This window comes from Xanthomonas sp. NCPPB 1132 (genome assembly GCF_056629235.1).
Genome location: NZ_CM152819.1, coordinates 385,601 through 410,075, shown reverse-complemented (window position 1 = coordinate 410,075; position 24,475 = coordinate 385,601). Strand labels below are relative to the sequence as shown.

The 24,475-nt window shown below is 69.8% G+C and carries 26 protein-coding genes and 1 tRNA gene; 11 read left to right on the top strand and 16 right to left on the bottom strand.

The genetic code is table 11. The features are described from left to right. Positions 1-70 precede the first annotated feature (70 nt). A complete protein-coding gene (locus AC1G9L_RS01765; RefSeq protein ID WP_481070138.1) occupies positions 71-856 on the bottom strand; it encodes an ABC transporter permease in 786 nt (261 codons plus the stop codon). Then, positions 853-1,755, bottom strand: a complete 903-nt coding sequence (locus tag AC1G9L_RS01760; protein WP_481070136.1) for an ABC transporter ATP-binding protein — start codon at positions 1,753-1,755, stop codon at positions 853-855. The genes AC1G9L_RS01765 and AC1G9L_RS01760 overlap by 4 nt, the downstream gene beginning before the upstream one ends. A 252-nt stretch (positions 1,756-2,007) precedes the next feature. Between AC1G9L_RS01760 and AC1G9L_RS01755 the strand changes: the two genes are divergently transcribed. The 5 genes from AC1G9L_RS01755 (at position 2,008) to AC1G9L_RS01735 (ending at position 8,827) form a co-directional block, all read left to right on the top strand. Beyond that, positions 2,008-3,255: an efflux RND transporter periplasmic adaptor subunit gene (locus AC1G9L_RS01755; protein WP_019800780.1), complete on the top strand. Its 1,248-nt coding sequence runs from the start codon at positions 2,008-2,010 to the stop codon at positions 3,253-3,255. A 1,043-nt stretch (positions 3,256-4,298) separates the two neighbouring features. Next, a complete protein-coding gene (locus tag AC1G9L_RS01750; RefSeq protein WP_010340093.1) occupies positions 4,299-4,988 on the top strand; it encodes an ABC transporter ATP-binding protein in 690 nt (229 codons plus the stop codon). A 13-nt stretch (positions 4,989-5,001) separates the two neighbouring features. Then, positions 5,002-6,159 carry an ABC transporter permease gene (locus tag AC1G9L_RS01745; protein ID WP_481070134.1) on the top strand — a complete coding sequence of 386 codons (1,158 nt, stop codon included), beginning with the start codon at positions 5,002-5,004 and terminating at the stop codon, positions 6,157-6,159. Positions 6,160-6,223: 64 nt separating this feature from the next. After that, entirely contained in the window at positions 6,224-7,534 is a 1,311-nt protein-coding gene (locus AC1G9L_RS01740; protein ID WP_019802429.1) for an ABC transporter permease, read from the top strand. A gap of 150 nt (positions 7,535-7,684) precedes the next feature. Continuing rightward, positions 7,685-8,827, top strand: a complete 1,143-nt coding sequence (locus AC1G9L_RS01735; protein ID WP_019802430.1) for an alpha/beta fold hydrolase — start codon at positions 7,685-7,687, stop codon at positions 8,825-8,827. An 88-nt stretch (positions 8,828-8,915) separates the two neighbouring features. Here the strand turns inward: AC1G9L_RS01735 and rarD are convergent, their stop codons facing one another. Together rarD and yedA are read right to left on the bottom strand one after the other, a co-directional pair. Further along, entirely contained in the window at positions 8,916-9,833 is a 918-nt protein-coding gene (gene rarD / locus AC1G9L_RS01730) for an EamA family transporter RarD (RefSeq protein WP_019802431.1), read from the bottom strand. Beyond that, entirely contained in the window at positions 9,830-10,726 is an 897-nt protein-coding gene (yedA, locus tag AC1G9L_RS01725) for a drug/metabolite exporter YedA (protein WP_481070132.1), read from the bottom strand. The genes rarD and yedA overlap by 4 nt, the downstream gene beginning before the upstream one ends. A gap of 123 nt (positions 10,727-10,849) precedes the next feature. Between yedA and AC1G9L_RS01720 the strand changes: the two genes are divergently transcribed. Then, on the top strand, positions 10,850-11,260 hold the full coding sequence (locus AC1G9L_RS01720; RefSeq protein ID WP_481070130.1) for a Rap1a/Tai family immunity protein: 411 nt from the start codon (positions 10,850-10,852) through the stop codon (positions 11,258-11,260). Between the two features lie 431 nt (positions 11,261-11,691). Further along, a complete protein-coding gene (locus tag AC1G9L_RS01715; RefSeq protein ID WP_019800116.1) occupies positions 11,692-12,300 on the top strand; it encodes a hypothetical protein in 609 nt (202 codons plus the stop codon). A 312-nt stretch (positions 12,301-12,612) separates the two neighbouring features. Here the strand turns inward: AC1G9L_RS01715 and AC1G9L_RS01710 are convergent, their stop codons facing one another. The 3 genes from AC1G9L_RS01710 to AC1G9L_RS01700 form a co-directional block, all read right to left on the bottom strand. Beyond that, positions 12,613-12,780 carry a peptidase gene (locus AC1G9L_RS01710; RefSeq protein ID WP_481070982.1) on the bottom strand — a complete coding sequence of 56 codons (168 nt, stop codon included), beginning with the start codon at positions 12,778-12,780 and terminating at the stop codon, positions 12,613-12,615. A gap of 107 nt (positions 12,781-12,887) precedes the next feature. Beyond that, positions 12,888-13,820 carry an MBL fold metallo-hydrolase gene (locus AC1G9L_RS01705; protein WP_019800118.1) on the bottom strand — a complete coding sequence of 311 codons (933 nt, stop codon included), beginning with the start codon at positions 13,818-13,820 and terminating at the stop codon, positions 12,888-12,890. A 287-nt stretch (positions 13,821-14,107) separates the two neighbouring features. Continuing rightward, positions 14,108-15,400: a tryptophan--tRNA ligase gene (locus AC1G9L_RS01700; RefSeq protein WP_019801418.1), complete on the bottom strand. Its 1,293-nt coding sequence runs from the start codon at positions 15,398-15,400 to the stop codon at positions 14,108-14,110. A 108-nt stretch (positions 15,401-15,508) separates the two neighbouring features. Here AC1G9L_RS01700 and AC1G9L_RS01695 point away from each other — a divergent pair, with 108 nt between their 5' ends. Then, positions 15,509-16,429: a hypothetical protein gene (locus AC1G9L_RS01695; RefSeq protein WP_481070128.1), complete on the top strand. Its 921-nt coding sequence runs from the start codon at positions 15,509-15,511 to the stop codon at positions 16,427-16,429. Positions 16,430-16,498: 69 nt separating this feature from the next. Here the strand turns inward: AC1G9L_RS01695 and AC1G9L_RS01690 are convergent, their stop codons facing one another. The 4 genes from AC1G9L_RS01690 to rocF all read right to left on the bottom strand — a co-directional run bounded on the left by AC1G9L_RS01690 (position 16,499) and on the right by rocF (position 18,305). Beyond that, positions 16,499-16,714, bottom strand: coding sequence for a CsbD family protein (locus AC1G9L_RS01690; protein WP_010341025.1), 216 nt, complete (start codon positions 16,712-16,714; stop codon positions 16,499-16,501). Positions 16,715-16,898: 184 nt separating this feature from the next. Continuing rightward, the gene (locus AC1G9L_RS01685; protein WP_010341024.1) at positions 16,899-17,033 is read right to left on the bottom strand and encodes an entericidin A/B family lipoprotein; all 135 of its coding nucleotides are present in this window, start codon (positions 17,031-17,033) and stop codon (positions 16,899-16,901) included. A 53-nt stretch (positions 17,034-17,086) separates the two neighbouring features. Then, positions 17,087-17,239, bottom strand: a complete 153-nt coding sequence (locus tag AC1G9L_RS01680; RefSeq protein ID WP_010341023.1) for an entericidin A/B family lipoprotein — start codon at positions 17,237-17,239, stop codon at positions 17,087-17,089. 142 nt (positions 17,240-17,381) lie between these two features. Next, a complete protein-coding gene (rocF, locus tag AC1G9L_RS01675) occupies positions 17,382-18,305 on the bottom strand; it encodes an arginase (RefSeq protein ID WP_371180573.1) in 924 nt (307 codons plus the stop codon). 161 nt (positions 18,306-18,466) lie between these two features. Here rocF and AC1G9L_RS01670 point away from each other — a divergent pair, with 161 nt between their 5' ends. Beyond that, positions 18,467-18,814, top strand: a complete 348-nt coding sequence (locus AC1G9L_RS01670) for a hypothetical protein (protein WP_481070981.1) — start codon at positions 18,467-18,469, stop codon at positions 18,812-18,814. 223 nt (positions 18,815-19,037) lie between these two features. On the opposite strand, the gene AC1G9L_RS01665 is transcribed toward AC1G9L_RS01670, so the two are convergent. The 4 genes from AC1G9L_RS01665 to birA form a co-directional block, all read right to left on the bottom strand. Continuing rightward, a tRNA-Thr gene (locus AC1G9L_RS01665) sits at positions 19,038-19,113 on the bottom strand. A 102-nt stretch (positions 19,114-19,215) separates the two neighbouring features. Continuing rightward, entirely contained in the window at positions 19,216-20,070 is an 855-nt protein-coding gene (locus AC1G9L_RS01660; protein ID WP_481070127.1) for an SPOR domain-containing protein, read from the bottom strand. A gap of 136 nt (positions 20,071-20,206) precedes the next feature. Beyond that, positions 20,207-20,944, bottom strand: coding sequence for a type III pantothenate kinase (locus tag AC1G9L_RS01655; RefSeq protein WP_481070125.1), 738 nt, complete (start codon positions 20,942-20,944; stop codon positions 20,207-20,209). Continuing rightward, positions 20,941-21,906, bottom strand: a complete 966-nt coding sequence (birA, locus tag AC1G9L_RS01650) for a bifunctional biotin--[acetyl-CoA-carboxylase] ligase/biotin operon repressor BirA (RefSeq protein ID WP_481070979.1) — start codon at positions 21,904-21,906, stop codon at positions 20,941-20,943. The genes AC1G9L_RS01655 and birA overlap by 4 nt, the downstream gene beginning before the upstream one ends. A 155-nt stretch (positions 21,907-22,061) precedes the next feature. On the opposite strand from birA, the gene AC1G9L_RS01645 reads away from it, so the two are divergent. Together AC1G9L_RS01645 and AC1G9L_RS01640 are read left to right on the top strand one after the other, a co-directional pair. Further along, positions 22,062-22,343, top strand: coding sequence for a hypothetical protein (locus AC1G9L_RS01645; protein ID WP_029561834.1), 282 nt, complete (start codon positions 22,062-22,064; stop codon positions 22,341-22,343). Next, positions 22,310-23,098: a M90 family metallopeptidase gene (locus tag AC1G9L_RS01640; protein WP_481070123.1), complete on the top strand. Its 789-nt coding sequence runs from the start codon at positions 22,310-22,312 to the stop codon at positions 23,096-23,098. The genes AC1G9L_RS01645 and AC1G9L_RS01640 overlap by 34 nt, the downstream gene beginning before the upstream one ends. Positions 23,099-23,278: 180 nt before the next feature. On the opposite strand, the gene AC1G9L_RS01635 is transcribed toward AC1G9L_RS01640, so the two are convergent. Continuing rightward, positions 23,279-24,469: a DUF1501 domain-containing protein gene (locus AC1G9L_RS01635; RefSeq protein WP_019801662.1), complete on the bottom strand. Its 1,191-nt coding sequence runs from the start codon at positions 24,467-24,469 to the stop codon at positions 23,279-23,281. Between the last annotated feature and the right edge of the window lie 6 nt (positions 24,470-24,475).

The following is a 24,475-nucleotide window of genomic DNA, read 5'->3' as shown; positions in this document are numbered from 1 at the left end:
GGCGCATAGCTTAGCGAAGGCGCCGGCGCGCGGAACCGCGCGGCGACGCCGGGATCGGCGCGGCGCGCCATCAGCCGCGGCGCAGGCGCCGCTGCGCCAGTGCGTAGAACGCCACGGTCACCGCCAGCAGCGCGGCGACATGGCCGGCACTGCCGTGGCCGTCGCCCTGGCCGACCACGCGCAGCGCCAGCTGGCCCAGGTGATAGGACGGCCACAGCGGCGCCAACGTGGTCAGCCATGCCGGCAGCAACTGCAGCGGGATCCACAGCCCGGACAGGAACGCCATCGGCAGATAGATCAGGTTGACCAGCGCCGGCGCGCCGTTGCCGCCGGCATAGGCGCCCAGCGCCAGCCCGATCGCGCAGAACGGCAGCGTGCCCAGCACGTCGACCAGCAGCAACCCGATACGCTGCGCCGGCGTCAGCATCACCCCGCCGAGCACGGCGGCCAGCGCCTGCAGCAATACGCCGATCGCCAGCGCGAACGCCATCGCCAGCGCAGTGCGCGCCAGCAGCAGCGCCAGCGGCGGCACCGGCATCGCCCGCTTCAGTGCCAGCAGGCCGCGCTCGCGGTCCAGGGCCAGGCCGACGCCGAACCCGAACAGCGCCGGCGCCATCACCCCGAACACGCTGTAGCTGGCCATCAGGTACACCGCCGCGTCGTGGCGTCCATGATTGAGCAGCACGCCGAACAGCAGATAGAACAGCGGCGGGAACAGCAGCGTCGGCAAGGCGAACGACGGCGTGCGCAGCCAGCGCAGCACCTCGTAGCGGATCTCGCGCAGCAGCAGCGCGCCCTGGTCGCGCACCGACCAGGCGGCTGCCGGCGAAGCAACGGAAAGATCGATCGGGTTCATGTGGCCTCCGCACGGGTGATGGCGAGAAAGGCGTCGGCGAGGCCGGCGCGGCGGACTTCCAGCGCCGTCAGCGCCGGATCGCTGGCGAGCAGCCGCGCCACCACCGGCTCGGCAGGCTCGGCGACCACCTCTAGCACACCGTCGCGGCTCTCGGCGTGGCGCACCTGCGGCCACAGCGCCACCTGCGCCGCCGGCAGCGCGCTGCGGCAGCGGATGGTGCATTGTTCGAAGCGCGCACGCAGTTCGGCGACGCTGCCCTCGGCGATCAGCGTGCCGCGCTGCAGCACCGCCACCCGGTCGGCCAGCGCCTCGGCCTCTTCCAGATAGTGCGTGGTCAGCAGCACCGCGCAGCCGTCGGCGACCAGCTCGCGGATCGCCCGCCACAGGCCCTGCCGCGCCTCGATGTCCAGGCCGGTGCTGGGCTCGTCCAGGAACAGCACCCGCGGCCGCCCGCAGATCGCCATCGCGAACTGCACGCGCCGCTGCTGGCCGCCGGACAACTGGCCGTAGCGGCGCGCCATCAACCCGTCCAGCCCGGCCAGCGCCACGCAGTCGGCGACGCTGCGCGGCTGCGGGTAGTAGCCGCGCGCCTGCAGCAGCAGTTCGCCCACGCGCAGCGTCTCCGGCAGTCCGGCGGTCTGCAGCATCGCGCCGGCCTGGCGGCGCGCGGCCAGCGCCCGCGGATCCTGCCCACACAGGCGCACGCTGCCGGCGTCGGGCGTCTGCAGCCCGAGCAGCAGGCCCACCGCGGTGCTCTTGCCGGCACCGTTGGCGCCCAGCAACGCCAGCAACCGGCCGCGGCGCAACTGCAGGTCGACGCCGTCGAGCGCGACCAGCGCCCCATAGCGCTTGTGGACACCGCTGAGCTGCGCCAGCGGCAACGCATCATGGTCAGGCATGGACAATTCCAGTGGTGGCAGGGAGTGCCTAGGCTGCGCCGTGGCGGGGAGGCCGCCCAGTGCGGCGCGTCAACTGCATCGAATGACATCTGTCACTGGCAGCCCCGGCACGATTGCCGCATGCTGCGATCCACGCCGAGGGGCGGCGTTTCTTCCCGTTGCAGCGCACCGCAGAAAGTGACTTCCGGCCATGCCCACGGCGGCCGGTGGCTCGCACACTGCAGCGCGCCGACCGTTTCGTTCAAGGACACGATGAGTACTTCCTCCGACCTGCTCAAGGAACTCCGTATCGACCGCAAGGCGCCGCCGAGCGAGCCGCCGTCGCGGCGCGGGCTGTGGATCGCGTTGGTGCTGCTGGTGGTGCTGCTCGCCCTGGGCGCCGGCGGCTGGTGGCTGTTCGGCCGCAGCAAGCCGCTGGAGGTGCGTACCGCCGCGGTGGTGGCGATCGCCCCCGGCAGCAGCAGCGCCTCGGTGCTGGACGCCAGTGGCTACGTGGTGGCGCGGCGCATGGCCACGGTGTCGGCCAAGATCACCGGCAAGGTCCGCGAGGTGCGCATCGAGGAAGGCATGCGCGTGGAGGCAGGCCAGGTGATGGCGACGCTGGACCCGATCGACGCCAATGCGCAGCGGGTGCTGTCGGCCTCGCAACTGGACGCGGCACGCAGCCTGGTCGCCAACATGCAGGCGCAGGTGCGCCAGGCCGATGCCGACGCGCAGCGGCTGCAGACCCTGGCCGGCCAGCAACTGGTCTCGCGGTCGCAGTACGAGCAGGCGGTGGCGCAGCGCGACGCCCTGCGCGCGCAGTTGCAGAACGCACAGCGCAACGTGGCGGTGGCCGGCAACCAGTTGTCGATCTCCGATCTCAACGTCGACAACACCATCGTGCGTGCGCCGTTCTCCGGCGTGGTCACCGCCAAGGCGGCGCAGCCGGGCGAGATCGTCTCGCCGCTGTCGGCCGGCGGCGGCTTCACCCGCACCGGCATCGGCACCATCGTCGACATGGATTCGCTGGAGATCGAGGTCGAGGTGGGCGAGTCCTACATCGGCCGGGTCAAACCGGGCATGCCGGTGGAGGCCACGCTCAACGCGTATCCGGACTGGAAGATCCCGGCCGAGGTGATCGCGATCATCCCCTCCGCCGACCGCGGCAAGGCGACGGTGAAGGTGCGCGTGGCGCTGAAGCAAAAGGACGCGCGGATCGTGCCGGAGATGGGCGTACGGGTCAGTTTCCTCGAGGCACCGCAACCGCAGGCGCAGCACACGCCGCAGGGCGTGCGGGTACCGGGCGCGGCGATCGTCAAGCGCGCCGGCCAGGACGTGGCGTTCGCGGTCAAGGACGACAACACGGTCGAGCAGCGCGCGCTGAAGACCGGCATCGCCCTGGGCGACGACCGCCAGGTGCTGTCCGGCCTGGCCGCGGGCGACACGGTGGTGCTGGATCCGCCGGAGGCCTTGCATGCGGGCATGCAGGTGAAGACCGCGGAGGCCGCTGCGCAGTAGTGCACGACGGTGTACTGCGCACTGCGCCAGCGCCTCGACGTCGCAGCTGTCCGATGTAGTCAGTTTCAGCTGCGCCTGCCGCAGCCGAATCGCTCAAGCTCCAGTTTTTACATTTGTTGTTGCAGTGCTTGCTTCTGCTTTTCCGATCCCCTCGGTGCAGTTGCATGGGGGAACAAGTGCCAAAGTGACGCTGTTGCTTCTGCTGTTGCTTCCGCCGTTGCTTCACCGCCGTTGCTGTTGTTTTTGCTTTTGACTTACCGGGTTCCCTTCCGCAGCGGCGGATGGACCGGGGAAAAACCCGAAGGGCGGCGCACATGGATGTGCGCCGTTCGCGGCAGGGGCAGGATGCCCCTTCCGCGAATCCCCGGTGCATCCGCGGACCCGGAGCGCGCAGCGCGGAGGGCGCAAGGCAGGGCGCGCTTTCTTTTGGTTACCTTTTCTTTGCGCGAGCAAAGAAAAGTAACTCGCCCGAAAGGGCGAAAGCCTTTGCTGTTGCTTCAATCTTGAGTGTCAAACGAGAAGATCTGTAGGAGCGGCGTTAGCCGCGACAAACGTAATTGGTCATGGCTGTCGCGGCTGAAGCCGCTCCTACAATCCAGCGGTCGTCACCGTAGCAGCAAGTGCAAGAGCAAAGCTTTCGCCTTGCGGCGAGTTACTTTTCTTTGCTTGTGCAAAGAAAAGTAACCAAAAGAAAGCACACCCTGCCTACGCGCCCTCCGCGCTAACGCGCTCCGGGTCCGCGTCCAGCCCGGGGATCCGCGGAAGGGGCATCCTGCCCCTGCCGCGGACGGCGTACATCCATGTACGCCGCCCTTCGGGGTTTTTCCCCGCGCTGGCCGCCGCTTCGGAAGGGAACCCGGCAAGTCAAAAGCAAGAACAACGGCAACGGCAGAAACAACAGCAAAAGCAACAACCACTGCAGCTGCACTTGCAACAGCAACAGCAACAGCAACAGAAAAAGCAAAAGCAAAAGCAACGGTAATTACATCGCCGCTATCGGCGACCGCATCGCCTCCATCTCGTCCACCGCCAGGAACACCACCATGTCCACCCTCGTCACCCTGCGCAACGTCACCAAGACCTACCAGCGCGGCCCCGAGAAAGTCCAGGTCCTGCACGGCATCGACCTGGATATCGCCCGCGGCGACTTCGTCGCCCTGATGGGCCCGTCCGGCTCCGGCAAGACCACCCTGCTCAACCTGATCGGCGGGCTGGATTCGCCCAGCGGCGGCGAGATCGAGATCGAAGGCCAGCGCATCGACCGCATGAGCGGCGGCCAGCTCGCCACCTGGCGCAGCCACCACGTCGGCTTCGTGTTCCAGTTCTACAACCTGATGCCGATGCTCACCGCACAGAAGAACGTCGAACTGCCGCTGCTGCTGACCTCGCTCGGCGCCGCCCAGCGCAAGCGCAATGCCGAAATCGCACTGACCCTGGTCGGCCTGGCCGAGCGACGCAACCACAAGCCCAGCGAACTGTCCGGCGGCCAGCAACAGCGCGTGGCCATCGCCCGCGCCATCGTCTCCGACCCCACCTTCCTGATCTGCGACGAACCCACCGGCGACCTCGACCGGCGCTCGGCCGAGGACGTGCTGGGCCTGTTGCAGGAACTCAACCGCAGCCACGGCAAGACCATCGTCATGGTCACCCACGACCCCAAGGCCGCCGAGTACGCCACCCACACCGTGCACCTGGACAAGGGCGAGCTGGCCGACGCGCCGGCCGCGCACTGAGCGAGGCGATGCCATGAAGTATTTCTCGTTGATCTGGGCGCAACTGTTCCGCAGCAAGACGCGGACGCTGCTGACCCTGTTCTCGGTGATCGTCGCCTTCCTGCTGTTCGGCCTGCTCGACTCGGTGCGTGTGGCGTTCACCGCCGGCGGCTCGGTGGAAGGGGTCAACCGCCTGGTGGTGGCCTCGCGGCTGTCGATCACCCAGTCGCTGCCGGTGCGCCTGGAGTCGCAGATCCGCAGCGTGCCGGGCGTGCGCGACGTGACCTATGCGATGTGGTTCGGCGGCATCTACAAGGATCCCAAGGATTTCTTCCCCAACTTCTCGGTGGCGCCGAACTTCTTCGACGTGTACAGCGAATACGTGGTGCCGCCGGAGCAGCTCAAGGCCTTCCGCGACACCCGCACCGGTGCGGCGGTGGGCGAGGCGCTGGCGAAGAAGAACGGCTGGAAGGTCGGCGACGTGATCCCGCTGCAGGCCACCATCTTCCCGCGCGGCGGCAGCAACGACTGGCCGCTGGAGCTGAAGGCGATCTTCAAGGCCAAGGACCGCGCCAACGTGCAGGCCGAGAACCAGTTGATGATGAACTGGAAGTACTTCGACGAGAGCAACGACTACATCAAGGGCAAGGTCAGCTGGTACACGGTGCGGCTGGACAATCCCGAACACGCTTCGCGCGTGGCGCAGGCGATCGATGCGCTGTCGGCCAACTCCGACCACGAGACCAAGTCGCAGACCGAGTCGGCGTTCCAGCAGGCCTTCGTCAAACAGTTCGCCGACATCGGCCTGATCGTCACCTCGATCATGGGCGCGGTGTTCTTCACTCTGGTGCTGCTGACCGGCAACACCATGGCGCAGGCGGTGCGCGAGCGCATCCCGGAGCTGGCCACGCTCAAGACCCTGGGCTTCCAGGACCGCACGGTGCTGGCCCTGGTGATCGTGGAGTCGGTATTGCTGATCGTGCTCGGCGGCCTGCTCGGCATGGCGCTGGCGGCGGCGGCGATCCCGGTGCTGGCCAGCGCCAGCCGCGGCGCGCTGCCGGTGCACGCGGTGCCGGCGCAGACCTGGCTGATCGGCGCGGCGCTGATGCTGGTCATCGGCGTGGTGGTCGGCCTGCTGCCGGCGCTGCGCGCGCAGCGGCTGAAGATCGTCGACGCCCTGGCCGGGCGCTGAGCCCGCCCCCTCTCTCCAGCACAGCGATGCCACGGACGGCGACGCAGACCCGAGGAACAACGCAATGAAGATGCAATGGTTATGGAATGTCCTGGCGATCGCGGCGCTGGCGATCGGCCTGGGAATCTGGATCGCCCTGCCCTGGTTCATGGTCCTGGCGCTGGTGGCGGTACTCGCCGTGCTGCTGCTGGTCACCCGCAGCGGCCGGCTGTCGCTGGCGGCCGCGCGCATCGGCATCGCCAGCCTGCCGCAACGCTGGGGTGCCAGTTCGGTGATCGTGGTCGGCATCGCCGGCGTGGTCGGCGTGCTGGTGGCGATGCTGGCGATGGGCCAGGGCTTCCAGGCGACCCTGGACAGCACCGGCGACGACACCACCGCCATCGTCCTGCGCGGCGGCTCCCAGGCCGAGACCAACTCGGTCATCACCCGCGACCAGGTGCCGCTGATCGCCAGCCTGGCCGGCGTGGCGCGCGGCGCCGACAACCGCCCGCTGGTCTCGCCGGAACTGTCGCAGGTGGTGAACCTGCAGTCCAGGTCCGACGGCAGCGACGTCAACGCGCAGTTCCGCGGCGTCGGCGAGCAGGGCTGGGCGGTGCACGACAAGGTCAAGCTCCTGCAGGGTCGTCGCTTCAAGCCGGGCCTGCGCGAGATCGTGGTCGGCAAGGGCGCGCAGTCGCAGTTCCGCGGCCTGCAGCTCGGCCAGACCCTGACCCTGGGCAACCAGGCCTGGACCGTGGTCGGCGTGTTCGCCAGCGGCGACGCGCACGACTCGGAACTGTGGACCGACACCCAGACCCTGGCCACCACCTACAACCGCAGCGCCTACCAGTCGATCAGCGTGCGGACCCAGGGCAAGGACGGCTTCCGCCAGTTCAAGGCGGCGATGGACGCCGACCCGCGGCTGAAGCTGGACGTGTTCACCACCCGCGAGTACTACCGCAAGCAAGGCGGCAACCTCAGCAAGGTGCTGGAGGTCCTGGGCACCTTCATCGGCACCATCATGGCGATCGGTGCGGTGTTCGGCGCGCTCAACACCATGTACGCGGCGGTCGCCACCCGCGCCCGCGAGATCGCCACCATGCGTGCGCTGGGCTTCCGCGGGCTGCCGGTGGTGGTGGCGGTGATGCTGGAGACCATGCTGCTGGCGCTGCTCGGCGGCGTGCTCGGCGGGCTGATCGCCTGGGCGATCTTCAACGGCTACAGCGTCTCCACCCTGGGCAGCAACTTCAGCCAGGTGGTGTTCCAGTTCAAGGTGTCCCCGCCGCTGCTGTGGACCGGGCTGAAGTGGGCGCTGGGCATCGGCCTGGTCGGCGGCCTGTTCCCGGCGCTGCGTGCCGCGCGCCTGCCGATCACCACCGCCCTGCGCGCGCTGTAGCGCCAGGGCTGAACGCGCCGGGCCGGGCCCCCTGTCCCGGCCCGGCCCAATGGCCGCTGACGCGTCATCGTTTCGTCATCGAAACGCGGTAGAACAGCGGCCGCCGAGGCGCTAGCCTGCGCGGCCATTTGGTTCCACGCCGCCACGTCCATGTCCTCGCGCCTGCGCCTGCTGCTCGTCCTCTGCGCCAGCCTGTGGCTGAGCGCCTGCTCCTCCACCTCGCTGAGCGACCGCCTGGTCGCGCCGGGCGGCGTGTCGCCGCTGATGGACGAGGAGCGCATCCAGAGCCTGCTGGCGACCCTGCCCAACCGCAGCGGCCACGTGGTGGTGCCCGGCGGCATTCCGATCTTCTGGCGCGCCATCGACCCGGGCGACTACCACATGCGCTACCGCTACGAGCATGCCGGCCGCGATGCCAGCGGCCACGAGCACGCCGACTTCGCCATGGACGTGGCCACCCCGGCGCCGACCACGCACATGGCCCCGCGCGGCACCGTGGTGCTGCTGCACGGCTGGATGATGGACGGCGACTCGCTGCTGCCGTGGTCGCTGGACCTGGCCCAGGCCGGCTACCGCAGCATCAGCATCGACCTGCGCAACCACGGCCGCTCCGGCGGCGGCCCGGCCGGCTACGGCACCCGCGAGTCCGACGACGTGGTTGCGGTGATCCGCGCCCTGCGCGCCAGCGGCGAGGTGCAGGGCCCGGTGTACCTGTTCGGCGTGTCCTACGGCGCGGCCACCGCGCTGTTCGCCGCGCAGAAGCTCGGCGACCAGGTCGACGGCGTGGTCGCGATGGAATCCTTCGCCAACGCCGGCCGCGGCATCCGCGACATGATCCCGCACATGCTCGCCAGCCGCCCGCGCGGCTGGATGGCCAGCGCGGCGATGGACCTGGCGCGCTGGCGCTACGGCGGGCAGAACCTGGACGCGGTCATCGCCAACGCCAACCAGCGCCTGGCGCTGAACCTGGACCAGGTCGACGTCACCGCCGCCGCGCGCGCCGCACCGGCCTGCGTGCTGCTGCTGCACGGCAGTGCCGACCAGCACATCCCGGTGGCGCACGGCCGCCTGCTGGCGCTGGACGCCCCGCGCGCGCACTACCTGGAGATGCCCGGCGAGAACCACCTGAGCCTGCCGATGCGGCTGGACCTGCTGGCGCCGACCGTGGAGGACTGGTTCGCCGACCTGCAGTCGCCGAGCCACGGCGGCCGCTGCCCGCAGCCGCTGCCGCCACGCGCGGATCCCGAGCTGCAGCTGACCGGTGAGCCGGCCGCGAGCGGTAGCCGCGGATGAGCCGGGATTGGGGAGTCGGGATTGGGGATTGGTAACGGCGGGCTGCGCTGACGCCTGCGATGTTCCTGCTCTTGCGAATCCCCAATCCCTAATTCCGAATCCCCGCTCGCCGCCACACGCCCGACCGCCACAGACTCTCGCCGGCAAACAACAACAACCCGATCCAAATGGCGGCAAAGCCGATCGCCTTGCCCGCGTCGAACGGCTCGCGGAAGAACCAGACGCCCAGCAGCAGTTGCAGGCTCGGCGCGATGTATTGCAGCAGCCCCACCAGCGACAGCGGGATGCGTCGCACACCGTAGGCGAAGCCGATCAGCGGCACCGCGGTCACCACGCCGCCGAACGCCAGCAGCAGGTCGTTACGCCAGCCCCAGCCGCCGACGAAGCCGCCGCCGTGGCCGGCCTCGCCCCACAGCACGAAGCCCAGCGCCGGCAGGAACAGGTACAGGCTTTCCACGCCAAGCCCGGCCACCGCATCCACCTGCACCAGCTTGCGCAACAGGCCGTACAGCCCGAACGAGCCGGCCAGGACCAGCGCGATCCACGGCAGCGTGCCGGCATCGACGGTCAGCCAGGCCACGCCGAGCGCGGCGCAGGCCACTGCCAGCCATTGCAGCGGACGCAGCCGCTCGCGCAGCACCAGCACCCCGAGCAGCACGTTGACCAGCGGATTGATGAAGTAGCCCAGGCTGGTCTCGATCACGTGGCCGGCATTGACCGCCCAGATGTACAGGCCCCAGTTGAAGGCGATCGCCACGCTGCTCAGCGCCAGCGTGGCCAGCGCGCGCGGCTGCGCGGCAATGCGCCGCCACCACTGCAGGCGCGCGCTGTACACCAGCCAGGCCACCACCAGCAGCGTGCTCCAGACGATGCGGTGGGCGATGATGTGCGGCGACGGCACCGCCTGCAGCAGGTGCCAGTACACCGGCACCACGCCCCACAGCGCGAAGGTCGCCGCGGTGATCCACAGGCCGCGCCGGGCCTCCTGCTCGGCGGCCGCGGTCATCGCCGGGTCCTCGCCACGGTGATCACCACCACGCCGGCCAGGATCACTGCCATCGCGCCGAAATCGCTGGCGCTGAAGCGTTCGCTGCCGAGCCAACTGCCCAGCGCCACCGCGATCACCGGATTGACGTAGGCATAGCTGCCGGCCAGCGCCGGGCGCACGTTCTGCAGCAGCCACACGTAGGCAGTGAAGGCGACGATCGAGCCGAACACGCACAGGTAGGCCACCGCCAGCATGCCCTGCGCGCTCGGCAGGGTGTGCAGGCGCTCGCCGCTGAGCAGGCCGATCGCCACCAGCATCACCCCGCCGCACAGCATCTGCCCGGCGGCGGCCATGAACGGCATCGGCAGGTCGCGCCCGCGCGACCACACCGAACCGAACGCCCAGCCGACCGGCGCGATCAACAGCAGCACCAGCCCAAGCGGGCTGGCATTGAGGCTGCTGCCGGCGTTGAGCCACACCACCCCGGCGAAGCCGACCACGATGCCCAGCCATTCGCCACGGCTGGCATGGTGGCCGCGCAGCGTGCCGAACAGCGCCATCCACAGCGGCACCGAGGCCACCGCCACCGCCGCCAGCCCCGAGGACACCTGACGCTCGGCCAGCACCACCAGGCCATTGCCGCAAACCAGCATCAGCGCACCGAGCATGGCCAGCGGCCGCCACTGCGCGCGCGTGGGCGCGGCCACGCCGCGCCAGCGCAGCACCGCGTACAGCACGCTGCCGGCGATCACGAAGCGGGTGCCGGAGACCACGCTCAGCGGCGGCGCGCCGCCTTCCAGAGCGAAGCGGATCGCCAGATAGGTCGAGCCCCAGACGACATAGACCAGGAACAGGGCGAGAACGACGAAGCCGCCGCGCGCAGGCGCGGCAGCGACAGGAGCGGACGACATCGGACGGCGCCAGAGACAGCGGGGGGCGCTATTCTAGAGCACCTGCTCCGCGCTCAAGCCGCTTCACCCGCGCGTTTCGCGCCGCCGCGGCGTGCGGACCACTCGTCGAGAAAGGAGTCGTGGATGGCATCACACCGCACCTGGCTCGCGCTGCCATTGCTGGCGGCACTCAGCAGCAACAGCGCGGCACGCCCGCCTGCCGGACCCTGGGAATTGAACGGACATCAGTTGCTGGAAGCCCCGCTGGACGGCTCACTGGCCGCCGACCTGGGTCCGCAGCAACCGCAGGAACTGCGGGTCATGGTGTCCTCGCGCACGGCGGCCGCGTACATGCTCGGCATCGCGGCCGGCAGCGAGGGCGCGCGATGGTGCCGACCGGCCGGCCAGTCCGGCCCACCGGATGTCCAGGCGCTGGTCGCCGATCTCGTCGCGCTGCCCGACGCCCGCCTGGACGAACGCGCCAGCGATCTGGTCGTGCAGGCCCTGGCAAAACGGTACCCCTGCAAATCCGCGCCGCGCCGCGCCTCGCGCTGAGAGCGCCCGGCTACTGCAGGTCGCGTCGGTGCGACGAGGTCGCGATTCACCGCGGCTGGCGCGGTGTCCGCGCCGGGTGCCGAACGCGCATCCACTGTGGCATCGGCGCGACCAGGAGCGGCGCTTGCGCTCCACCAGCACTACCAAGCCGGTGTTGCAGGCCAGCATGGGCATGCCGAGTCGCTTCGGGGGCCGCTCCTGTGCGCAGCCGTGCCGCGCCGCGCTGCAGCCGAGGAAACGGGATCGGCCTCGCGCAGCGAGTGTGCTGTGCAATGCAGTTCTGGCCCTGACGTCTTCACCGATGAAGGAACGTCCATGACAGCGCGGTCGGCACCTACTGCCGCGCTCCACCGCGCCGCGAAATACCTAAGAGACGGTTCAGCCGGACGGGCGTATCTGTACGCGTACACACCCGCTCGCCGAGCACCGCCATGGCCATCGCTACCGCACTGTCGCCGCTCGGCACCGTCAATCCTTATGGCACCTCGCCCTATGGCTTCTCTGCAACGGGCACCTCGGGCGATTCGACCCCGGCCGGCAACCCCATCGTGTCCAGCAACGATCCGGCGGCGGTGCAACAGGCCGTGGAGTTGTCCGGCGACGCCTCGGTGATCCTCAGCCTCGGCGGGCTCACCGGGAGCACCGCAGCGGACACGGGCCTGACCTACAACGCCGCCGGGCTGTTCAACAGCATCGTCAGCGCCGGCCCCACCGATGCGGCCTCGACCAGCGGCACCTCTGGCTCCAGCACCGATCCTTCGACGTCGACGACCGGCACCGGCACGTCGACCTCGACGACCACCTCGCCGTATCCCACCCTCGACCAGGCCACGCAGACTTACGACCAGGGCCTGCTCGGCACCATCACCGCGCCGCCGTCGACCCCCGGCCTGTACAACGCCTCTGGCGTCTTCAGCAGCCAGGGCCTGACGCCGCAGCTGTCGTCGCTGCTGCAGTCCAATCCCGACCTCAGCGGCACGGTGACCGGCGATCTGCTCAATCAAGGCATCGTCGGCGGGCTGATCGATACCACCGCCTGAGCAGTGGCCGCCCCGCAGTACCTACTTACATCTGCCCGGTGAGCGGCACTTCTCATCACCGCCCTCGCAGGACATTGCGTCGTCCCCACGTAGGAGCGGCTTCAGCCGCGACAGGCCTTACCGGTAATGCCCGTCGCGGCTGAAGCCGCTCCTACGGGAATGGCCTTTCAGCGCGCTCGGCGATGCCTTTGTGCCGTGACACCATCGCAACCGTGCGCACCGGCCATCGCCAACAGGCGCTGATCCTGCGCAACCGACTTGGGGTGGCGGCACGTCGTGCCGCAGATCCGGCATCGTCTTCCTGCCAATCGCTCAGCCCGGCAGCGCCGGACCGCAGCCCTCCGAAGAATCGCACGCCGCCGGCAACGCATGCCGCTCCAGCGCATCCGCGTCGCTTTCGGCATCGCCGGCCAGCGCATCGTTGGCCGCCTGTGCCGCACCTCCCATGAACAGGGAAGCGGACAGCAGCAACATGCGCATCGGGTTCACGGTCACGACCTGGCAACAAGCGGGCCGAACAGTGTAGAGAATGGCGTCGCACCGAGACAGCGCTGCGTGGCGTTCGTGTGCGCCACGCGAGGCGTCGTTCAGCGCGCGGGACGCTCCAGCCAGCAGGCCAGCCCCTGCGCATTGAGCTCGATGTCCATGTGCAGCACGCGCTCCACGCCGGCATCGTCCAACGGGCAGCCATGCAGCCGCGCCCGCTCCAGATACAGCGCGGTCAGTGCGGCGACCAGACAACGATGACGGTCGGAGCGACCGTCGCAGCCACGCGCGATCGCCACCATCGCCTCCAACTGTTCCAGCAGTTCCGCCGCCAGCGCCTCGGCCCCCTCGACAGGACCGTAATGGCTGAGATACAGCGTCTGCGGCGCGTAGCCGAGCATGCGCTGGATCGAGGCCTGCATCGCCTCCGGTTCGAACTGCACCGGCGACGAGGTCGGGATCGCGAACGCGCCGCGCGCGCTGTCCAGTTCGCGGTAGGACAGGCCGAAGGTGTCGCCACTGAACCAGCTGCGGCTGCGCGCGTCCCACACGCACAGGTGATGGCGGGCGTGCCCCGGAGTGTCGATGCACAGCAGCTCACGCCCGGCCAGCGACAGGCGATGGCTGTCCTCGGCCACGACCACGCGCTCTGCCGGCACCGGCACGATGCTGCCGTAGCTGCGCGCCATCTCCGCCTCGCCATACACTGCGGTGGCGCCGGCGATCAGCCGCGCCGGATCGATCATGTGCGGCGCGCCGCGCGGATGCACCAGCAGGCGCGCATTCGGCAAGTGCTGCAGCAGCGCACCGGCGCCACCGGCATGGTCCAGATGCACGTGGGTGAGGATCAACCAGTCCACCTCGCCCGGCGCCAGACCCGCGTGCGCCAGCGCGTCCAGCAGCACCGGCACGGCATGGCTGGTGCCGCAGTCGACGAAGGCGCCGCGCCCGTTCTCCACGATCAGGTAGGCGGCATCGAACTGCGCGCGCTGGAAGCCGGTATCGACGAGATGGATACTGGGATCGCGTGGCATGGCGCAAAGGCGTGGCGGGCGAGGCTCCATTCTAGGCGGTATGGAGAACGCTGCCAGTGCTGCCGGCAAGGGCCGGACGGAGAATGGACGACAGAACCTCCCTGACGACCGCCGGAGCCCAGTGTGGGAGGGACTTCAGTCCCGACTGCATGCGGCCGGCAAACACACGCGCTTCAGATGTCGCAACAGAACGCGTCATTGTCTATAGGAGCGGCTTCAGCCGCGACGCTTCAACGGCAAAGCGTCGCGGCTGAAGCCGCTCCTACGACGGACCGCCGCGCGAGCGCTCAGCCCGCCTCGCGCAGCCGCGCCAGCGCCGCCAGCACCGTCTCGGCCGGTGCTTCCAGGGTCACCGGCGCCGCCTGCAGCGCGTCGGCCTGTGCGGCCTGCTTGAGCGCAGCGATGGTCTGCCCGGCATCGCGCGGCGAGGCGAAACCGCCGCTCTGCAACAGCAGCACGCCCTCGCCATCGAGCAGCTTGAAGTAGAACTGGCCATCGGCCTCGCGGTACTGCTTGAAGCTCGGCAGCGCCTGCTTGGCGGTCGCCGTTGCGGCGCCATTGCCGGCCTGCGCCGACAGGTCGCGCAGGCCCACCGCGTGCCGCAGCTCGGCCAGGAACGGGATCGCATAGCGCTCGCGCAGGCGCTGCGCGTTGTCGCGCAGGATCGCCTCGATGTCCTGCGGGCGCGCCATCAGCGCCTCGTAGCGCACGCGCATCGGTGCGATCTCGGCATCGATGCGCTCGAACAGCTGCTGCTTGGCCTCGCCCCAGCCGATGCCGGCGGCGAACGCCTGCGCGAACGCGGCGGTCTCCTCGGCGCTGGCGAAGGCCTGGTACAACTGGAACAGCGCCGAGCCCTCGGTCTCCTTCGGCTCGCCGGGCGCGCGCGAATCGGTGACGATGGCGAACACCCGCTTCTTCAGCTCCTCGCGCGGGGCGAACAGCGGAATAGTGTTGTCGTAGCTCTTGCTCATCTTGCGCCCGTCCAGCCCGGGCAGCGTCGCCACCTGCTCGTCGATCAGCGCATCGGGCAGCACGAAGTGCTCGCGGCCGTAGACGTGGTTGAAGCGCTGCGCGAAATCGCGCGCCATCTCGATGTGCTGGATCTGATCGCGGCCCACCGGCACCTGCTGCGCCTTGAACAGCAGGATGTCGGCGGCCATCAGCACCGGATACATGAACAACCCGGCGGTGACGCCGGCATCGTCGTCCTCTCCGTCGGCGCGGTTCTTGTCCACCGCCGCCTTGTAGGCGTGCGCGCGATTGAGGATGCCCTTGCCGGCGACGCAGGTCAGGAACCAGGTCAGTTCGTTGGTCTCCGGCACGTCCGACTGACGGTAGAACCACACCTGCGCCGGATCCAGGCCCGCGGCCAGCCACGTCGCCGCGATCTCCAGGGTCGAACGCTGGGTCCGCGCCGGGTCCTGCGCCTTGATCAGGCTGTGCAGGTCGGCCAGGAAGAAGAAACTCTCGATGCCGGGACGCCGGCTGGCCTGCAGCGCGGGGCGGATGGCGCCGACGTAGTTGCCCAGGTGCGGCGTGCCGGAGGTGGTGATGCCGGTGAGAACGCGGGTGGTCATGCGAAATGGACGGTCAGGGGGAAACCCGCCGAGTTTACCCGCTGCGCGCCAACCCCGTTCCGGCACGTGGGGCGTTCAATCCGGCGTCCCCGTCCTGGAGTCGCCGCGATGCATGCTCTTGCTCCGTCCCTGCCCCGCCGTTCCCTCGCCGTGCTCGCCTTCGCCGTGCTGTGCATCGGCGGGCTGTGCGGCTTCCGTCCATGGCCTTCGCCGCCGGCCTCGGCATCGGCCGTGCAGTTGCAGGTGATCGATCGCGATGCCGGCGACGCTCCGCTGCCCGCGCATGCCTGGCGTGGCGAGCGCTGGATCGCCGCCACGCCCGGCCACCGCTACGCGCTGCGCCTGACCAACCTGACCGGCGCACGGGTGCTGGTGGTGCTGTCGGTGGACGGGGTCAACGCGGTCAGTGGCCAGACCGCGGCCAGCGACCAGCGCGGCTATGTGCTGGCGCCGTGGCAACAGACCGAGATCGCCGGTTGGCGCAAATCGTCCGAGGACGTGGCGCAGTTCGTGTTCACCGACCTGGAGGACAGCTATGCGGCGCGCACCGGACGCCCCCGCAACGTCGGCGTGATCGGCATGGCGGTGTTCGACGAAGCGCGCGCATGGCCCGACGGTGTCGTGCGCGACGCGGACATCGACGCAAAGCGGGCAGCCGAGACACCGGCGCGCGCAAGCGCAACGCCTGCGCCGGCAGCCGCTGCGGACATCCCGCAACGCAGTGCCGCCTCACCGCTCGCGGCGGCGCCGTCGGCCGATGCACGGGCATATGCACACGAGGGCAACGCCGCCGAACGCGTGCAACAACGCCTGGGCACCGGCCACGGCGCTCGCGAATGGTCGCCCTCGCACGTCACCGACTTCCAGCGCGCCAGCGACGTGCCGATGCAACGGACCGCGTTGCGCTACGACAGCCGCGCGCGGCTGATCGCACGCGGCGTGCTGCCGCGCGCCCTGCCACCGCCGCGCGTGGCGATCGCGCCGAATGCGTTTCCCGGCGACTACGTGCCGGATCCGCCGACGCGCTGATCGGCAGGGACACAAAAAGACACGGGCCGCGATGCGGCCCGTGTCGACGACGCTGGGGCGGCGCACGCCTCAGTCGTGGTATTCCTTGCCCAGGCTGTCGCGGAAGGCATGCACTTCCTTTTCGGCGCGATCGCGCGCCCAGCCATAGCGCTCCTGCAGCTTGCCGGCCAGGTACTGGGTATTGCCTTCGGCGACGTCGAAATCGTCGTCGGTCAAGTCGCCCCACTGCGCCTTGATCTTGCCCTTGAGCTGGGTCCACTTGCCGGCAATGATGTCTTTGTTCATGGCATCTCTCGTGATGTGTAGGCGGCGCTGCATGCCGCCGGCACAGCATCGCGCCGCCTGCGTCGCGGGCCGATCAATGCAGCGTCAGCGCGGCATGAGCATCGTGAACCGTTACGCGTGGCCGGCAGCCGCGCAAAAAAAAACGGGCCGGCAAGCCGACCCGTTTTCGCAGCTGAGACGAGGCTCAGTTCTTGGCGGCGTCTTCGACCTTCTCGCCCGCCTTCTGCACGTCCTTGCCGGCACCGGCAACGGTGTTGCAGCCGGACAGCAGGCCCACCGAGAACATCGCCAGCAGCATCCACGCAAACGTACGCTTCATAGGTTTCACTCCTTTACTTGGTCATGGGACGCGGCACGCAGGCCGCGCGAAACTCAGCACTTGCCAGCGCTGCAATCCTGCGCCTTGTCTTCCACCTTCTCGCCCGCCTTCTGCATGTCCTTGCCGGCGCCGGCGACGGTGTTGCAGCCGGTCAGCACGCCAGCGCAGAACAGGGTCAGCATCAACAGGGTGGTCAGTCGCTTCATCGTGTCGTCCTCGGCAATCGCAGGTGGTCGGGGTGGGCGGCGATAGGCGTCGCCGCGCTACCGTCTGGCGGTGAATCTGCCGTCACGACTGTGGATTTCACGTGAATGAACCGGCGACCCATTCAGGCTGAGTCCGCACCGATCAGTCGCGCATCAGTGTCGATTTGCCGAACAGGCTCTCCACCAGGTCCACCGCCAGTTCTGCGGTCAGGTTGCGGTGGTCCAGCACCGGATTCAGCTCCACGATGTCCAGCGAGGCCATGCGCCCGCTGTCGGCGATCATCTCCATCACCAGCTGCGCCTCGCGATAGTTGGGGCCGCCCGGCACGGTGGTGCCGACGCCCGGGGCGATGCTGGGGTCGAGGAAATCCACGTCGAAACTGACATGCAGGTGGGTGTCGGCATCGAGCCCGTCCAGCGCCGCCTCCATGGTCCGCTTCATGCCCATCTCGTCGATGTAGCGCATGTCGTACACGTCGACGCGGTGCTGCTTGATCAACCGCTTCTCCTCGGGATCGACCGAGCGGATGCCGATCTGCCGCACCTGCTCCGGGCGCAACGCCGGCGCACTGCCGCCGAGTTCGGTCAGCGCCTGCGGGCCAAGCCCGCACAGGCAGGCCACCGGCATGCCGTGCACATTGCCCGACGGGGTGACCTCGCTGGTGTTGAAGTCCGAGTGCGCGTCCAGCCACAGCACGCGCAGCTTGCGGCCCTGCTCGCGGCAATGCCGCGCCACCGCGGTGATCGAGCCGATGCCCAGGCAATGGTCGCCACCAAGCATGATCGGCATGCGGCCATCGCGCAGTTCCGCATAGCTGGCCTCCATCAGCGCGCGGTTCCAGGCCACCACCTCATCCAGATGGCGGTAACCGTCGACCGGCGCCTGCCAGGGATTGCGCGGGCCGTCGATGTTGCCGACGTCGCGCACCTCCACGCCGCGATTGGCCAGCGCCTCGTGCAGGCCGGCGATGCGCAGCGCCTCCGGCCCCATCCGCGCACCGCGATGGCCGGCCCCGATGTCGGTGGGAACGCCGATCAGGGACACCGGCAGAAAAGACGACTTCATGCGCATACGCTCCAGCCAAAAAAGTGGCCCAGTCTAGCGGGACCGGCATGGCACGACCCGCCGCGGCGCAGCAGGCGGAGGCGTGCGGTTGGACGTCGATGGCAGTGCCTGACTAAGCTGCTCCGCCGTTTCTGGAGATCGCCTTGGAAAAGCCCTTGATCGTGACCCTGGAAGCCGCATTCGCCGGGTTGACGTTCCTTCCCTGGTTCGCGTGGGCGCACAACAGCCTCAACCCCAGGCTGATCCTGCATGCGGACCGCGTGGAATATCAAGTTCTGCGCACGCGCACCTGCCCGTACCGCGGGATCGCCAACGTGGACTATCGAACAGCGTGGGGAACCGAGAACATCGTGCTGGAATTCCAAGGCGCGACGACGTCGTTCATCGCCAATACCGGCCTGCTGCGGCGGACAAGGGAGGCCATCGCGATGTTGAAGCAACAGGGTTGTCCGCTTTCCATGCGCGCGCAGACCATGCTGATGTCGCAAAGCGTAGCGGTGCGGCAGTAGCGCGCACCGCGACTGCGCAGCGCTGCAGACGGGATTTGCTGGCGGGCTGTTGCGTCGTGCTCGCACCCCGCGTCCGTGCCATCCACCACAGCGTCCACGCAGCGCGGGGTCGCGCGCTGCTCGGAGGAATGTTCTGGAGGACACGCGACGGAGAGCAAAAAGCCGCTGCTCCAGCGGATCGACGATGCGCCGCGGATCTGCGCGATGCAGAAGAGAAGAGGGATGGTGCCGCTTATCCGAATCGAACGGATGACCTACTGTTTACAAGACAGTTGCTCTACCGACTGAGCTAAAGCGGCAAGACGAAAGACGCCCATGAGCGGGGCCGGGGCAGTCTACCTGCTGGCGCGGGCCGCGGCACGCCCGACGGCGCGGCGCCGAACACCGGCAGGCGCGGCATTCTAGCGCAGCGTGGCGCAGTCCACGCTGCGCTGGCGCGCGGCGCCGAGCTGGCGGCGCAGGGTCGCCGCCTGCGCCGCGGAGTCGGCGCGCAGGTCCAGCCACCAGCGCGACTGGCCGCTGCCGCCGCTGGGGATCAGATCGGCGTTGAAGCCGGCACGGGCCAGTTCCGCGCGGCGGCGCTCGGCGCCTTCGCGGCTGCGGTACTGGCCCAGGGCGATGGCATTGCCGGTTTCGCCCTGGCGCAAGGGGTAATAGTCGCGGATGCCGGCAGCGACGATGCGCTCGGTGGCCTGCCTGAGGCCATCCTCGCCACCGATGGTCGGCAGGATCACGCGGAAGCTGGTGGCATCGCTGTCGGCCGCCTCGCGCAGGCGCGGACGCGGCGCGTCCGGGGCCAGCGCGGCGACGGCCGCCTGGGCGGCATCGCGATCCGGGTACGGCCCCACGCTCAGACACACCGCCGCGTCGGCGGCGGGCTTCGCTGCAGGCTCGACCTGGGTCTGGGCCTGGGTTGGAGCGGGCGCAGGCACGGCAGCGGGCGGCGAGGGCGCGGTGGCCTGTGCCGCGGTCGTGGGAGCCGCCGGTGCGTCAGCCTGCGCCGGCACCGCTCCGACCGCATCGGCGGTGACGGCGCTGTCGGCCTGCGCATCGGCTGGCGCAGCGACAGGCGCGACGGCCGGCGGAGTGGGCGCAGCGGCAGGTGCCGGCGCCTCGTTGACCAGTTGCAGCGTCGCCACACCGGCCGGCACGGCCGGCATCGGCACCGACGGCGGGGTCGGCGGCTGCATCGCCCACCACACTGCGACGCCGAGGTTGAGGATGGTCAGGACGACGAGCAGGGCGCGAACGAGCATGGCCGGATTCTAGAGCGTGCGATGCAGCTTGGGAGAGACAGTGAGGTCCGGGTGGCAGATGGCTGCCTCGGCGCAACCTCCGCCTCCGCCTCCGCCACGCCGCACCGCAGTGCGGCGGCCACCAGCGCTGGCCTGCTCAGGCGGCACCGGCCGCTGCATGCGCCTGCGCCCACAGCGCCAGCCCGTCCAGGACCAGCGCCGGGCGCTGCTCGGCTGGCGGCAACGCATGCAACAGCGGTGGCACGCCGCCGCCATGCAGCAACAACCGCGGCCGTCGCCCCAGCACGGCCTCGCCCTGCTGCAGGCTGCGTTCGATCAGCGCCACCGCGGCGCCGTCGCAGCCGGAGGCCAACGCATCGGCGGTAGCGGCGGCGAACTCGTGATAATCGCCGCCCTCGGCCGGCAACTGCGCCGCCTTCTGCTGCAGGGCCTGGCGCATCACCGTGGGCGACGGCGCGATGCGGCCACCGTGATGCAGACCGTCGCGATCGAGCAGGTCCACGGTCAGCGCCGTTCCCACCCCCACCACCAGCACGTCGCCGCCGCCATGCGCGGCGAGCAGGGCCAGGAACCGGTCCACCCCGAACGCCTGCGGCCGCGCATAGGCGATGCGGACCCCGGCGCAGACGGCCTCGGTCCGCGCCACCTGCACCTGCGCGAAGCGGCTGCGCAGCGTCTCCAGCACGGTGGCGGTCAGGGCCGGCGCGGCGACGCTGGCGACATAGGCGATGTCGCCCTGCGGCAGCGCCGCCACCGCCGCCGCATCCATGGCTTCGGCCCCATGCGGCCAGGCCTGCACCGTGCCCGCCTGGCCGTTCTGCAGCGCGGCGAACTTGAAGCGCGAGTTGCCCAGGTCGAACAGCCAGTCGCTCATGCCGCCCTCACGCTGACATCGCCTGCATGCACCGGCTGCTCGCCGTCGGCGAAGGCCACGCGCAGCGCGCCATCCTCGGCCAGCCCCAGCGCCATGCCTTCGCGCACCTGGCCGCCATCGTCGATGCGCACGGCGCGTCCGGCCAGCAGATCCAGCGCGGCGTAGCGCGGCAGGAACGGCGCCAGGCCTTCGGCGTCGAACAACGCCAGCGCCGGCAGCAACTGCGCCAGCACCGTCGCGGCGATCGCATTGCGCGACACGGCGCCATCGGCGAGCCGGGTCAGGTCGGTCCAGGGCTGGTCGATGTCCGCGGCAGTGGCCGCCGGCATCGCCACGTTCAAGCCCAGGCCGATCACCGCCCGCGCCGGCCCGGCGAACTCGCCGCCGCCTTCCACCAGCAGGCCGCCCAGCTTGCGCCCGTCGGCCAGCAGGTCGTTCGGCCACTTCAGGCCGACCGTGGCGAAGCCGGCCGAACGCAGGGCTTCGGCCACGGCCACGCCGGCCGCCAGGCTCAGGCCGCCCAGCCGGCCCAGCCCGCCCTGGAAGCTGCGTGCCACCGACAGGTACAGATGCGCAGCCAGCGGCGAGGCCCAGACCCGGCCACGGCGGCCGCGCCCGCCGGTCTGGCGCTCGGCCAGCAGCACCGCGCTGCCCTGCGCCGGCGCCGGCCGCTGTAGCAGCGTCGTGTTGCTGGAGACCAGGCTCCAGGCGATCTCCAGGCCGGCCAGTTCGGTGCGCGCCGGCGCAGTCAGCCCGGCCCGGATCGCTGCGGCGTCGAGCAGTTCCAGCGGCCGCGTCAGCCCATAGCCCTCGCCGGCCCGGCCCTCGATCTCCACCCCGGCCGCGCGCAGCGCCTGAATGCGCTTCCACACCGCCGCCCGGGTCAGCCCACAGGCGCGCGCCAGGGCATCGCCGGACAGGGGGCCCTTGCTGAGCCTGGCCAACAGTTCGCGCTCGTCCAACGCCGGTTCCATCGCCTCGTTTCGCCCCCGGGCGCGCCGTTGCGCGACCTCGTAAACCGAAAAGTATGCGGCAACGCCCCCCGGGCGCCCAGGGCCGGCGCCCTGCAGCGGGTGAAAACCGCGTTAGAATCGGGGTTCACCGCCGCTCGCCCTGGATGCCGACGATGCGCCGTTCCCTGCCCTGCCTGCTCCTGTTGCTGCTGCCCCTCGCTGCCGCCCACGCGTCGAATGTGCTGGCGGAGAAGCCGCACACCGACTGCACCTACGGCGACGCGGCCGATGCCGACAACACCCCGACGCGCCCACCCGCGACGCTGCACGCGCCCTCCTCCACCAAGCCGGCCTCGACCACCACGGGCGGCGGCAGCGACAGCGACCTGGTGCCGCGCATGCGCATGCCGAAGTGGCACAGCTTCCTGCCGGGGATGTTCCGCTGATCCCACGCTGGTTGCGCGGGTTGTGGTCCAAGCCTGCTGCCATCGATGACGCCATCTGGCAGGCCGTGCGCCGCGACTGCGCCTGGGTCGCCGCCCTGGATGCGCCGCGCGAACAGCGCCTGCGTGCGCTGGCCAGTGAGTTCCTGCACCGCAAGACCATCTCGCCGCTGGGCGACCTGCAATTGGACGCCCGGCAATGCGGCCTGCTTGCCGCGCTGTGCTGCCTGCCGCTGCTGGAATACGGCGTCGGCGGCATGCGCGGCTGGTCGCAGCTGCTGGTCTACCCGGACGCGTTCCGCGTGCAGCGCAGCCATGTCGATGCGGCGGGCGTGCTGCACGAGTGGGAAGACGAACTGATCGGCGAGTCCTGGGACAGCGGCCCGCTGATCCTGTCCTGGGCCGATGTGCAGGCCGACCTGGACGATCCGCGTGCCGGCTACTGCGTGGCGGTGCACGAGATGGCGCACAAGCTCGACGTGCTCGACGGTGCCCTGGACGGCACGCCGCTGCTGCCGCGCGACTGGCAGCGGCAATGGGCCGCCGATTTCCAGCGCAGCTACGACGCCTTCTGCGCGCGCGTGGACCGCGGCCGCGCCAGCGAGATCGACGCCTACGCCGCCGAAGCGCCGGAAGAATTCTTCGCGGTGGTCAGCGAATATCACTTTTCCGCGCCAGAGCGGCTGCAACGCGAGATGCCGGAAGTGGCCGCGCATCTGGCGCGGTTCTATGGGCCGTCGCCGTTCGCTGTGGACTGAGCGGCCATCGTGTCTTGAGGCATCGCGTCAAGACGTCGCGGTGCTGAACGTGACAAAGCATGCGTTACGGGGAGTCGAGCGCATAACGCGTCGGGACCGAAGTCCCTCCCACAGTGCACCCGTCGCGGCTGAAGCCGCTCCTACAGGACATTTTCGAATCCCTTCGTCGCGAAGAACGCATCACACCAACTTCAGATCCCGCGCATGCGCCTGTGGGAACACTTTCTGCAGCTGCGTCGGCGACAGGCCCCACATGCTGCCGAGCAGGCCGGCGAACATGTCGCGGTAGTTGGTCAGTACCGGGTAGTCGCGGTCCTGGAACAGCTTGTCCTTGCTCACCGCCACCTGCTCGCCGGCGATGCGGCCGCCATTGACTCCGCCGCCCAGCACCCAGTACGTGGTGCCGTGGCCGTGGTCGGTGCCCTTGTCGCCATTCTCGCGGAAGGTGCGGCCGAACTCGGACAGCACCACCACCACGGTATTGCGCCACTCCGGCCCCAGCGCCTCGGCATAGGCCGACAGCCCCTCGGACAGGTTGGCCAGGTTGTTGGCCAGCGCGCCGTCGGTGCTGCCCTGGTTGACGTGCGTGTCCCAGCCGCCGACATCGACGAAGCCGAGCCGGTAGCGCTCGCGCATCAGCGTGGCGATGCGGCGGGTTTCGTCGGCGAAGGTCCGCGCGCTGGCGGCGCCGCGGTTGGCCTGCTGCATCTCGTCGCGCAGGGCCTGCGAGACCTGCTGGCGCAGCGCCAGGCCGTCGTGCGCGGCGCTGGCCAACTGCGTGCCGTGGTACATGCCGGCGAGGATGTCGGCCTGGCGCTGGTCGAAGGCCGGGGTCGGATTGCGCTTGAGCGAGAGATTGGGAATGTCGCCGCCGCCCTGGAAGCTCAGCGGCAGCGAATCGGTGAAGGCGATCGACGGCGTGCCGGTAGCCACCTGCGACAGCCGCGCCAGGAAGCCGGTGCGATAGTCGCTGCGCTGACCGGCCGGCTGCCCGGCCTCGATGCTGTCCTGGGTCTCGAAGTGGCTGCGCGACAGGTCGTCGGTGCCGGCAAAGGGCACGAACGCCAACTGCTTGTCGGTCCACAGCGGCATCAGGGTGTCGCGCAGCCGCGGGTTCAGGCCCCACTGGCTGTCCAGCGCAATGGTGCTGTTGGAATTGGCCGGATCCGGCCTGGCGATCGCCAGGCTTGGACGCGAGGCGTAGTAGAAGTCGCTGGCGTACGGCACCAGCAGGTTGTTGCAGTCGTAGCCGCCGCGCAGGAACACCACCAACAGGCGCGGCGACGGCGCCGGTGCGGCGAACAGGCGCCCGGCGAACGGCAGGCTGGCCGCAGCGGCGGCGGACGCGAGCAGGAAGCGGCGACGATGCATGACGGA